This is a genomic window from Actinomadura sp. CNU-125 (assembly GCF_001942465.1).
In the GTDB taxonomy this organism is placed as follows: domain Bacteria; phylum Actinomycetota; class Actinomycetes; order Streptosporangiales; family Streptosporangiaceae; genus Spirillospora.
Genome location: NZ_MKJY01000010.1, coordinates 17,149 through 27,972 on the forward strand (window position 1 = coordinate 17,149; position 10,824 = coordinate 27,972).

At 70.9% G+C, this 10,824-nt stretch carries 10 protein-coding genes and 1 pseudogene; 5 read left to right on the forward strand and 6 right to left on the reverse strand.

The features are described 5' to 3' along the window. Window positions 1-11 precede the first annotated feature (11 nt). A complete protein-coding gene (locus tag BJF79_RS01445) occupies window positions 12-1,154 on the forward strand; it encodes a suppressor of fused domain protein (RefSeq protein ID WP_075894655.1) in 1,143 nt (380 codons plus the stop codon). A 39-nt stretch (window positions 1,155-1,193) separates the two neighbouring features. Here BJF79_RS01445 and BJF79_RS01450 read toward each other — a convergent pair whose 3' ends face one another. From BJF79_RS01450 to rpsB, 5 genes and pseudogenes are all read right to left on the reverse strand, one after another. Continuing rightward, window positions 1,194-2,060 carry a phosphatidate cytidylyltransferase gene (locus BJF79_RS01450; RefSeq protein WP_075894644.1) on the reverse strand — a complete coding sequence of 289 codons (867 nt, stop codon included), beginning with the start codon at window positions 2,058-2,060 and terminating at the stop codon, window positions 1,194-1,196. Continuing rightward, window positions 2,060-2,617 (reverse strand): ribosome recycling factor, encoded by a 558-nt coding sequence (frr, locus tag BJF79_RS01455; protein WP_075894645.1) that lies wholly within the window; start codon window positions 2,615-2,617, stop codon window positions 2,060-2,062. The genes BJF79_RS01450 and frr overlap by 1 nt, the downstream gene beginning before the upstream one ends. A gap of 114 nt (window positions 2,618-2,731) precedes the next feature. After that, a complete protein-coding gene (gene pyrH, locus BJF79_RS01460; protein WP_075894646.1) occupies window positions 2,732-3,511 on the reverse strand; it encodes a UMP kinase in 780 nt (259 codons plus the stop codon). 58 nt (window positions 3,512-3,569) lie between these two features. Further along, window positions 3,570-4,406 carry a translation elongation factor Ts gene (gene tsf, locus BJF79_RS01465; protein ID WP_075894647.1) on the reverse strand — a complete coding sequence of 279 codons (837 nt, stop codon included), beginning with the start codon at window positions 4,404-4,406 and terminating at the stop codon, window positions 3,570-3,572. An 82-nt stretch (window positions 4,407-4,488) separates the two neighbouring features. After that, window positions 4,489-5,431: pseudogene (rpsB, locus tag BJF79_RS01470) on the reverse strand (30S ribosomal protein S2). A gap of 393 nt (window positions 5,432-5,824) precedes the next feature. Between rpsB and BJF79_RS01475 the strand changes: the two are divergent. After that, window positions 5,825-6,538 carry a murein hydrolase activator EnvC family protein gene (locus BJF79_RS01475; RefSeq protein WP_075894648.1) on the forward strand — a complete coding sequence of 238 codons (714 nt, stop codon included), beginning with the start codon at window positions 5,825-5,827 and terminating at the stop codon, window positions 6,536-6,538. A 51-nt stretch (window positions 6,539-6,589) separates the two neighbouring features. On the opposite strand, the gene BJF79_RS01480 is transcribed toward BJF79_RS01475, so the two are convergent. Continuing rightward, complete coding sequence (locus BJF79_RS01480) at window positions 6,590-7,510, reverse strand: tyrosine recombinase XerC (RefSeq protein WP_075894649.1); 921 nt, start codon at window positions 7,508-7,510, stop codon at window positions 6,590-6,592. Between the two features lie 148 nt (window positions 7,511-7,658). Between BJF79_RS01480 and BJF79_RS01485 the strand changes: the two genes are divergently transcribed. Genes BJF79_RS01485 through dprA form a run of 3 tightly spaced genes read left to right on the forward strand, consistent with a single transcriptional unit; the run spans window position 7,659 to window position 10,744 of the window. After that, window positions 7,659-8,012 (forward strand): YraN family protein, encoded by a 354-nt coding sequence (locus tag BJF79_RS01485; RefSeq protein ID WP_075894650.1) that lies wholly within the window; start codon window positions 7,659-7,661, stop codon window positions 8,010-8,012. Beyond that, a complete protein-coding gene (locus BJF79_RS01490; RefSeq protein ID WP_075894651.1) occupies window positions 8,013-9,560 on the forward strand; it encodes a YifB family Mg chelatase-like AAA ATPase in 1,548 nt (515 codons plus the stop codon). Then, on the forward strand, window positions 9,557-10,744 hold the full coding sequence (dprA, locus tag BJF79_RS01495; RefSeq protein WP_075894656.1) for a DNA-processing protein DprA: 1,188 nt from the start codon (window positions 9,557-9,559) through the stop codon (window positions 10,742-10,744). Before BJF79_RS01490 ends, dprA begins: the two co-directional genes overlap by 4 nt. Window positions 10,745-10,824 lie beyond the last annotated feature (80 nt).

The following is a 10,824-nucleotide window of genomic DNA, read 5'->3' on the forward strand; positions in this document are numbered from 1 at the left end:
TGGTTTCGACCATGTCGGTTCTGCGCAGGGGCACCGCCGCGTCCCGCGACCGGGGCACGACGGTCGTCCACGCCGAGGCCGGCCCGTACGGCGGCCGCCGGCTCGTCATCGAGAACGACGGCACCGTCACCGTCGCCTATCTGAAGGACGCCGGGGAGTCGATCGTCGGGGCCGTGTGGGTCGCCAACCACCGCGCCGCCCCGGAGGGCCTCGACCGGTCCCGGCTGGCCGCCGGCGCCGCGCCGCTCCTGCCGCGGTCGCACGTCCGGCACCCGGAGGGACGCGACGTGCTGGACCCGGGCGCCCTGGAGGTCGTCTGGTTCGAGGAGGGCGACGGCGTGGCCGTCCTAGAGGGCGGAGACCCCCTGTTCGTCATCCCCGGGTGGTCCGACATGGGACGGGGGATCCCGGGTTACGCCCGGGACGCCACCGAACAGAGCCCGTTCGCCTTTCCCCTCGCAGAGGAGAACGACGACTTCGCCGCCCGCGTGGACCGCGCGCGCGTCCATTGGAAGACGGCGCACTCCGAGGAGGCCTGGGCGGAGTACCAGCAGTCTGTCCTCGGGCACCTTCTTCAGCGGCTCGGCCCAGGAGGGCATTACTGGCACGACGTAGGACGGCCGTCAGGCGGCAGAACCGGTGCCCTGCCGACCGTCGGGGTGACGGAGCGCCCGCCCCAGGCCGACCGGGAATTCACCGTGTTGAGCACTGTCGGGATGAGCCTGCAACGGATGCCGACCATCGAACTTTACGAACGGGACGTCTCCCCCTATGCCCGCGTGGAGATCGCCTTGGCGAGCACTCTCCCCACCCGGTCGGCTGGCAACGTCTTCCCTTGGCTCGCACCGTACCCATGGCGTTCGGTGACATGGTTCGCGCCCGGCGACGTCGTCAGGTGGGGTCACGAAAGCCGTCCGTTCCCCATGGCCGTCGAGGGATCCGGTTGGGAAGGCGTCCTTCTCCTGGAGGACCCGGCTCGGCTTGCGGGGCCGACGCCTCCCGCCCTGACCGGCCTGACCGTTCAGGGCGACCCCGTACGGTGGCTGTGGATCGTCCCCATCACCGGCGAAGAACAACGCTTCGCGAAGTCTGAGGGGTCGGACGCTCTTGTGCGGCGGCTCGCCCGCGAAGAACGTGCATGGGTGGTGTCGTAGCCCCGGTTCGGGCCGCCCGCCGGGTGACCGGGGCCCCGATCACGCCGTGGGGACGAACAGTTCCAGCAGCAACCAGACGACGGGGGCGGTCGCCACGAGGGAGTCGAGGCGGTCCATCACGCCGCCGTGCCCGGGCAGCAGGGTCCCCATGTCCTTGATGCCGAGGTCGCGTTTGACCATCGACTCGATGAGGTCGCCCACGGTGGCGGTGACCACCGCGGCGAGGCCGATGATGACGCCGTGCCAGATCTGCCCGCCGTCCAGCAGCCACCAGACCAGCCAGCCACCGACGATCATGCAGGTCAGGGCGGAACCGGTGAACCCCTCCCAGGTCTTCTTCGGGCTGATGGTCGGCGCCATCTTGTGCTTCCCGAGGAACGACCCGGCGAAATAACCGCCGATGTCGCTGGCCACGGTCGTCGCGATGAAGATCACGATACGGTGATCGCCGTCGTCGGGGGCCATCAGCAGCGCCACGATGCCGCCCATGAGGACGAGCCAACCGCTGGTGAGCGCGCCCGCGGAGACGTCCCGCACGTAGCCGTCGGACCCCTCCGTCATCCGGGTGATCAGCAGGGCCAGGACCGTCAGGGACACCGCGGCGACCACGGCGGTGGAACCCCAGATGTAGGCGACGACCGGGGTCGCCACCATTCCCGTGGCGACCGGGATGAACGGCACCCGGATGTCGCGGCTCTTGAACGCCTCGGTCAGCTCCCGCATGCCGAGGAAGAGGAAGAGCACCATGACGCCGAGGAAGATTTCCTTGACGGTGTAGAGCGACACCAGCACGAGAGCGCCGAGGCCGACGCCCACGCCGACGGCGATGGGGAGGTTGCGGCCGGTCTTGGCCGCGCGCGGCTTATCCGGGGAGCCCGTGGGCTCCCCGGCGTCGTCGAGTTCCATCACACTTCGAGCAGTTCGGCCTTCTTGTGCTCGAGCAACTCGTCGATCTGCGCCGTGTACCGGTGCGTGACGTCGTCGAGTTCCTTCTCGGCACGGCGGACCTCGTCCTCACCGGCGTCGCCGTCCTTGGCGAGCTTGTCGAGGGCGTCCTTGGCGCGCCGCCGGATGTTGCGGATGGAGATCTTGCTGTCCTCGGCCTTGCCGCCCGCGACCTTGATGAACTCCCGGCGGCGCTCCTCCGAGAGATCGGGGAAGACGACGCGGATGACGTTGCCGTCATTGGTGGGGTTCACGCCGAGGTCGCTGTCCCGGATGGCCTTCTCGACCGCGTGCATGGACGACTTGTCGAAGACCTGCACGATGACCATCCGCGGTTCGGGCAGCGTGAACGACGCGAGCTGGTTGATCGGCGTCGGGGTGCCGTAGTACTCCGCGGTGATCTTGTTGAACATCGCGGGGGTGACCCGGCCGGTGCGGATGGCCTGGAAGTCCTCCTTGGCGACCGCGACCGCCTTCTCCATCTTCTCCTCGGCTTCGAGGAGGGTCTCGTCGATCACTGTGACTCCCGTGTCATCTGGTCGGCCCTGTACCTGCGGTGCTGTCCCCTGCGACCCGCGTCGCACGGAAACCGTGCCCGCGCACGGTCCCCGCGATATACGGCCGGGCCGCGGTCAGCCCTGCGCCGGGCTGACCAGCGTGCCGATCTTCTCACCCCGGACGGCCCGGACGATGTTGCCCTGCCCCATCAGGTCGAAGACCACGATGGGGAGCGCGTTGTCCATGCAGAGGCTGATGGCCGTGGCGTCCATGACCTTCAGTCCCCGCTGTAGAACTTCACCGTAATCCAAATGGTCGAACTTGACCGCCTCTGGATTCTTGCGAGGGTCGGCGTCGTAGACGCCGTCCACCTGGGTCGCCTTGAGCACGGCCTCTGCACCGATCTCCAGCGCGCGCTGCGCGGCGGTGGTGTCGGTGGAGAAGAACGGCTGCCCGAGCCCGGCGCCGAAGATGACGACACGGCCCTTCTCCAGGTGCCGGATGGCGCGCCGCGGAATGTACGGCTCGGCCACCTGGCTCATGGTGATGGCGGTCTGGACCCGGGTGTCGATACCGAGCTTCTCCAGGAAGTCCTGCAGTGCCAGGCAGTTGATGACCGTCCCGATCATGCCCATGTAGTCGGCGCGTCCGCGGTCCATGCCGCGCTCGGCCATGACCGCGCCGCGGAACATGTTGCCGCCGCCGCACACGACCGCGACCTCGACGCCGTCGCGGACCGCCTCGGCGATGCCTTCCGCGACGTGCTGCACGATCTGCGGGTCGATGCCGAGCGGGTCGCGTCCGGCGAACGCCTCCCCCGACAGCTTCAGCAGCACCCGTTTCCAGCCCGCTGCCGGCGCGTGCCGGGCGGACGACGAGGCCGCCGTCGCGCTAGTGGTCGTATTCTCCGGCACGTCGGCGGCCTCCTCGTTGCGTCCGTTGTCTACCCTGGTCCCCGTTTCCAGGGTGCCCTCAGGCCTGCCCGACCTTGAACCGGGCGAACCGGACGACCTTGACGCCGGCCTCGTCCAGCACCTTGGCGATCGTCTTCTTGCCGTCCTTGACGAACGCCTGCTCCAGCAGGACGAAGTCACGGAAGTAGGCGTTGACCCGGCCCTCGACGATCTTCGGGATGGCCTGCTCGGGCTTGCCCTCGTCACGGGTGAGCTGCTCGGCGAGCGCCCGCTCCTTCTCGACGGCCTCGGCGGGGATCTCCTCGCGCGTCACGTACTTGGGCGCCATCGCCGCGATCTGCTGGGCGACGTCCTTGGCGACCTCGGCGTTCTCGGCGTCCAGCTCGACCAGCACACCGGTCGTCGGCGGCAGCTGCGGGTCGGACTTGTGGAGGTAGCTGGCCACGTAGGCGCCCTGGAAGTGGGCGAAGCGGCGCAGCTCGACCTTCTCCCCGATCTTGGCGCTGTTCTCCTCGATCAGGGCCTGGACGGTCTTGCCCGGCTCGATCTCGGCGGTCAGCAGCGCGGCCACGTCGGCGACACCGGCGGTCGCGGCGAACCGGACGATACGCTCGGCCAGCTCGACGAACTGCGCGTTCTTCGCGACGAAGTCGGTCTCGCAGTTGAGCTCCAGCAGCGCGCCGTTGCCGGAGTCGGCAAAGTACTCGGCGACCAGGCCGTTGGCGGCGGTGCGCTCGGCGCGCTTGCCGACGTCCTTGGCGCCCTTGAGGCGCAGCAGCTCGGTGGCCTTCTCGAAGTCGCCGTCCGCCTCGGTCAGGGCGTTCTTGACGGCCATCATTCCGGCGCCGGTCAGGTCGCGGAGCCGCTTGACGTCAGCGGCGGTGAAGTTCGCCATCGCTCTCTTCGCTTCTCTCGTCGTTGGTCGTGGACCCGCGACGATCCCGGCGGCCCGTCGCGGGGCCGCCGGGATCGCGGGATCAAGCCTGCTCGGCCTCGGCGTTCGCCTGCTCCGGCTGGGCGGGAGCCTCGGCGGCGGCCTCGGGGGCCTCCGCGGCCGGCGCGTCCTCGGCGGGAGCGGCGTCGGCAGGCGCGGCGTCGGCGGCGGCCTCGGCGGGCGCGGCCTCGGCGGACTGCTTTCACCAGCAGCTCGCGCTCCCACTCGGGCAGCGGCTCGGCGGCGGACGCGGCGCCCTCGGCGGGCTTCTCGTCACCGCTCGCACCGGCGCCGGCACGGGCGATCAGGCCGTCGGCGACGGCGTCGGCGACCACGCGGGTCAGGAGGCTGACGCTGCGGATCGCGTCGTCGTTGCCCGGAACCGGGTAGTCGACCTCGTCGGGGTCGCAGTTGGTGTCCAGGATCGCGACGACCGGGATGCCGAGCTTCTTGGCCTCGTTGACCGCGATGTGCTCCTTCTTGGTGTCCACGATCCAGATGGCGCTCGGAACCTTCGCCATGTCGCGGATACCGCCGAGGGTGCGCTCCAGCTTGTCCTTCTCGCGGCGCAGACCGAGAAGTTCCTTCTTGGTCATGCCGGAGCCGGCCACGTCGTCGTAGTTGATCTCCTCCAGCTCCTTGAGCCGGGTGAGCCGCTTGTGGACGGTGGAGAAGTTGGTGAGCATGCCGCCCAGCCAGCGCTGGTTGACGAAGGGCATGCCGACCCGGGTGGCCTGCTCGGCGATGGCCTCCTGGGCCTGCTTCTTGGTGCCGACGAACAGGATGGTGCCGCCGTGCGCGACCGTGGCCTTGACGAACTCGTAGCCCCGGTCGATGTAGGACAGCGACTGCTGCAGGTCGATGATGTAGATGCCGTTGCGCTCCGTGAGGATGAAGCGCTTCATCTTCGGGTTCCACCGACGAGTCTGGTGGCCGAAGTGGACGCCGCTCTCCAGGAGCTGCCGCATGGTGACGACGGGTGCCATGGCCCGTGTTCTCCTTCTCTGGCCCAGGCGGGCCGCATTTGGTTGTCTGCCTGCGCCCGGGAGCCGTCCCACCGTCGCCGGGCGGCGACGGACCGAGGGGCGGCACCCCACCAGCTTCGGTGGCATGCGGACGCGTGAAATCAGCCGCCGGGTCTTCCCTGGCGGCTGTGGCCCGGTCGCCCGGGCCGCGGCCTCGGCCGCTCACAGGTAGCGGTTTCTCGCCCCTCCGATCGCGAAGACGGACGGGCGATGGCCTGGCCTCGGCCAGTGTCCTTTCGGAACACCATCACAGATTATCAGGGCGCGGAGACCTCCGGGAATCGACGGACGGGAGGTTATCCACAGTTCGCGATCGTGGTCGCGACCGGCCCGCGCCGTCGGCAGTCTTCCCGCATGACCTTGATCACATCGTTCCTCACCTGCCTGGTCATCATCGGAGCGCCGGGAGCGGACGCCTGGCGATGGCCGCTGGGCCCGCCCGCCCCGCAAGTGTTGCGGGCCTTCTCACCACCGGCGTCCCCCTGGGGCGCGGGCCATCGCGGAGTCGATCTCGCGGCGCGTCCCGGCCAGCCCGTGCGCGCGGCCGGGCCCGGACGGGTGTCCTTCGCCGACCGGCTGGCGGGCCGCGGCGTCGTCGCGATCACGCACGGACGGTTGCGCACCACGTACATGCCCGTCCGTCCGATCGTCCGCGTCGGCCGCCGCGTCACGTCCGGGACCGTGATCGGCCGGGTCGAGGGCGAACGTTCGCACTGCCCGACCACTTGCCTGCATTGGGGGTTGCGCAGTGGTGACACGTACCTGAACCCGGTCGATCTCGTCCGGCGGCAGGTCCGGCTGCTCCCGCACTGGTCCCCCGCCCCACATCCCGACGAGCGCGACGAGTCCGCCCCTGCTGAGCCCCGCATGGGATTGCGGGACGCCACGACGGCCACGGGCGGCGCGCTGACGGGCATGGTCCTGGCGTACGCGCTGGCCTTCGTGTGGCGCCGCGCCCGTCCGGGTCCCCGCGTACGTCCCCGTGCCGGTCGCCTACGGCCACCGCCCTCTCCGCCTCCGGGCGTCATCGACCTGTCGAAGGAACGGCGCCTGCGCCGAACCCCGTAGGGGCCGGGTCGCGGCGTTCAGGGGCGCCCTGAGCGGCGCCTGGACGGCGCGTCAACCCTCTTGGGCGCCTCTGGGGTGGGCTTGCCTGTGCACGCTCTTGAGGCGCTCGCTCGACACGTGCGTGTAGAGCTGGGTCGTCTGCAGTGAGGCGTGGCCGAGGATCTCCTGGACGCTCCGCAGATCGGCGCCGCCTTCCAGCAGGTGCGAGGCTGCGCTGTGCCGCAGTCCGTGCGGTGCCATGTCCGGCATCCCGCCGACCTCGGCGATGCGTGCGTGCACCATCCGCCGCGCGCTCGTCGGGTGCAGACGGCGCCCGCGCGCGCCCAGGAACAGTGCGGAGCCGCTGTCCTCGCCCACCAGGGCGGGACGCCCTGTACGGAGCCAATCCTGGACGGCGCGGGCGGCGGGTTCGCCCATCGGCACCGTCCGTTCACGTCCCCCCTTGCCGAGGACGCGGACCGTCCGGTGGCCCGTGTCCAAGTCGTCGACGTCGAGGCCGCAGAGTTCGCCGATGCGTACGCCGGTCGCGTAGAGGACTTCGAGGACGGCCAGGTCGCGCAGCCCCAGCGGCCCTTCGGCGTCCATCCGGTCCAAAAGCCTGCCCGCGTCGTCCTGTGTGAGCACGGCGGGCAGGCTCCGCCGCCGTTGGGGAGTGCCCAGGAGAAGCCCGGGATCGCTCTCCAGGACGCCGAGCCGGTGCAGATGGCCGGTGAAGGCTCGGACGGCCGCCGTCCGGCGCGCGAGCGTTGCCCGGGAGCGCCCCATCGCGTGCTGCCGCGCCAGCCAGGCCCGCACCAGCGCGACGTCCAGTTCCGCGGGCCGTGTCACCCCGGCCTCGGCCGCATGGGCGCAGAGGTCCCTCAGGTCGCCGAGATAGGCGCGGAGCGTGTGCGGCGAGACGTCGCGTTCGGCGTGCAGGTGACGTCCGAACTCGGCGGCGGCGGCTTCGAGCGCGTTGTCCACAGCCGCCACGGTGCGGCGTCGCCACGAGGGATGCAAGCACCACACGCCGGGTTTCGAGCAGCCGATTCCCGAATGTCCGATCGAGTTATCCACAGGAACGAGTTCTAGTTACTTGGCGCGCCGACTTCGAGCAGCGTCGATTCCGGAGGTGAGGGCCATGCGAACGCACATCGATCTGGGGCGCCGCGGCGAGGACGCCGCCGCCCGATATCTGGCCGGGATCGGCTGGAAGATCCTCGACCGCAACTGGCGATGTCCCGAGGGCGAGATCGACATCGTCGCCCACGACGGCCGGGGCACGGTCGTCTGCGAGGTGAAGACCAGGAAGTCGGCGCGCTATGGCGATCCGCTGGAAGCGATCACCGAAGAGAAAGCCGCCAGGTTGCACCGGCTGGCCGGGCGGTGGGCCGCCGCGCACGGCGCCCGCGGAGCACCGCTCCGGGTGGACGTGCTCGGCCTGATCGCCGACGGCGACGGGTTCTCCATCGATCACCTGAGGGAGGTGTGCTAGATGACGCTCGCCAAGACCCGATCGGTGTCACTGGTCGGAGTGGAAGGCTTCCTGGTGGACGTCGAAGCGGCCATCACCAGCGGAGTCCCCGGCCTGCACCTGGTCGGCCTGCCCGACACCGTGCTCAGCGAGGCGCGGGACCGCGTCCGCGCGGCGATCTTCAACTCCGACGAAGATTGGCCCAACCGCCACGTCACGGTGTCGCTGTTCCCCGCCAGCATGCCGAAAAGGGGCTCGAATTTCGACGTCGCCATAGCCGTCGCGTTGCTCGCGGCGGCGGAGGTCGTCCCCGCCCGGTCGTGCGCGGGGCTGGTCATGATCGGCGAACTGGGGCTGGACGGCCGGATCCGCGCCGTCCAAGGGGTGCTGCCCGCCGTGCTCGCCGCCTCCCAGAGCGGCTGCGGCACCGTGGTGGTCCCGCACGCCAACGCGGCGGAGGCACGGCTCGTCCCGGACGTGGAGGTCGTCTCCGCGCAGACCCTCCGCGGCCTGCTGAGCATCCTGCGCGACGAGCCGCTGCCGGTCGAGGAGATCGAGGACGAACCCGCGCTCGGCGGCAGGCTCACCGTCGGCCGGAAGGAGACCCCGACCGACGTCGATCTGGCGGACGTCCGGGGGCAGGCCGAGGCGCGCCGCGCCCTGGAGATCGGCGCGGCCGGAGGGCACCATCTTTACTTCTCGGGGCCACCGGGCTGCGGGAAGACCATGCTGGCCGAGCGGCTGCCGACGCTGCTGCCGCCCCTGGAGCCCGAATCGGCGCTGGAGGTCACCACCATCCATTCCGTGGCGGGGACGCTTCCACCGGGCCAGCCGCTGATCTCCCAGCCGCCGTTCTACGCGCCCCACCACACGGCCAGCCGCGTCGCGATGGTCGGCGGCGGTTCCGGCAGGACGCTCCAGCCGGGCGCGGTCTCCCTGGCGCACCGCGGCATCCTCTTCCTGGACGAGGCGCCGGAGTTCCAGCACGGCACCCTGGACGCGTTACGCCAGCCCCTCGAGGAGGGCCGGGTCCGGATCTGCCGCGCCGAGGGCACCGCCACGTTCCCGGCCCGGTTCACGCTCGTCCTGGCGGCCAACCCGTGCCCGTGCGCGGCCGCCAAACAGATCGACTGCTCCTGCGCCCCGGGGATCCGCCGCAAGTACGGCACCCGCATCTCCGGCCCGCTCCTGGACCGGATCGACCTGAAACTCGAACTGACACCGGCGAGCCGTGCCGAACTCAGATACGACCTGGAGTTCGCCGAGACGAGCAAGGTCGTCGCCGAACGGGTCCTGGACGCCAGGGAACGGTCGCTCAAACGGCTGTCCGGCACCCCCTGGCGGGCGAACTCCGAGATTCCCGGGCCGGAACTGCGCCGCCGCTTCGTCCCGTCCGGCGAGGCGATGCGGAGCGCGGACGACGCGCTCCAGCGCGGCACGCTCAGCGCCCGGGGCCTCGACCGGATCCTGCGGGTCGCCTGGACGATCGCCGACCTCGCGGGCCACGACGAACCCGAGGCCGACGACATCGGCGGCGCCCTCGGCCTGTGGTCGGCGGGCCGCTCATGAACGCCGAACGGGCCGCGCGTGCCGCCCTGTCCGCCGTCGCCGAACCCGGCGACGCCTTCCTCAACCGGATCATCGACCATTGCGGTGCCGAAGGCGCCCTCGACACGATCCGCACCGGCCGTCCACCCGATGGCCTCGGCCTCGGCGAGAAGGAATCCGCGCGCCTCGAACACTGGCGGATCCGGCTGGTCGGCGCCGCCCCCGACCAGGACCTCGCCGTGTGCGCCGAACTCGGCGGACGCCTCATCTGCCCGGGAGACCCCGAATGGCCCACCACCCTCGACGACCTCGGCGGCGAACGCCCCTACGCTCTGTGGCTTCGCGGCCCCGGCGACCTGCGCAGGAGCTGCCTGCACTCGGTCGCGATCGTCGGGTCCCGCGCCGCGTCCCCGTACGGGGTGCACGTCGCCGCGGAGTTCGCGGCGGAGCTGGCCGACAGCGGCTGGACGGTGATCTCCGGCGGCGCCCTCGGAATCGACGCCGCGGCCCATCGCGGGTCTCTTGCGGCGAACGGTCCCACGATCCCCGTCCTGGCGAACGGCTTCGACGTCCCGTACCCGGCGTCGAACGAGGGACTGTTCGCGGAGATGGCGCGCCGCTCGGTCCTGGTGAGCGAGTCACCACCGGGAACCCATCCGCATCGGCTCCGGTTCCTGGTGCGCAACCGGGTGATCGCCGCGCTGTCGCGCGGCACGGTGATCGTCGAGGCCGAAGCCCGCAGCGGTGCCCTGAACACCGCGTCGTGGGCCCGCAGGCTCAACCGCGTCGTCATGGCCGTCCCCGGCCACGTCACCTCACGGACGTCCGTCGGCGCGCACCGGCTTCTCCGCGAGGAGGGCACGCTGCTCGTCACCCGTCACGAGGAGGTGATCGAGGCCGTCGGCCGCATCGGGGACGATCTGGCCCCGGCCCCGCAGACGCCGGTCCTCCCACGGGACCGGCTCGACCCGGTGACCCGATCCGTCCTGGAGTCGTTCCCTTCCCGTGGCACCGTGGGCCCGGCCCAGCTGGCGGCCAAGGCAGGCGTGCCCCTGTCGGTGATCAACGCCAAGCTGGGCCTGCTCGCCGCCGGCGGCTTCATCGAACGAGCACCGGCCGGATGGCGCCTGACACCGGCCGCCAAGGCCCCGCCGCCCGAACCCCGACCGTCCAGCACCACTGAGGCCACGCCTCCCGACACCTGAGACCGAGAGGAGGTCACCTCAAGCCGAACGGACTGGGCCGCACCCGGCGAATCCCCGAACCCGACATCGCAACCGCCCAT

What these genes read in the sequence shown, in the direction of transcription:
- BJF79_RS01450 (WP_075894644.1), bottom strand. Translation starts at nt 2,060, where the DNA reads ATGGAACTCGACGACGCCGGGGAGCCCACGGGCTCCCCGGATAAGCCG.
- BJF79_RS01475 (WP_075894648.1), top strand. Translation starts at nt 5,825, where the DNA reads ATGACCTTGATCACATCGTTCCTCACCTGCCTGGTCATCATCGGAGCG.
- tsf (WP_075894647.1), bottom strand. Translation starts at nt 4,406, where the DNA reads ATGGCGAACTTCACCGCCGCTGACGTCAAGCGGCTCCGCGACCTGACC.
- dprA (WP_075894656.1), top strand. Translation starts at nt 9,557, where the DNA reads ATGAACGCCGAACGGGCCGCGCGTGCCGCCCTGTCCGCCGTCGCCGAA.
- BJF79_RS01445 (WP_075894655.1), top strand. Translation starts at nt 12, where the DNA reads ATGTCGGTTCTGCGCAGGGGCACCGCCGCGTCCCGCGACCGGGGCACG.
- BJF79_RS01490 (WP_075894651.1), top strand. Translation starts at nt 8,013, where the DNA reads ATGACGCTCGCCAAGACCCGATCGGTGTCACTGGTCGGAGTGGAAGGC.
- BJF79_RS01485 (WP_075894650.1), top strand. Translation starts at nt 7,659, where the DNA reads ATGCGAACGCACATCGATCTGGGGCGCCGCGGCGAGGACGCCGCCGCC.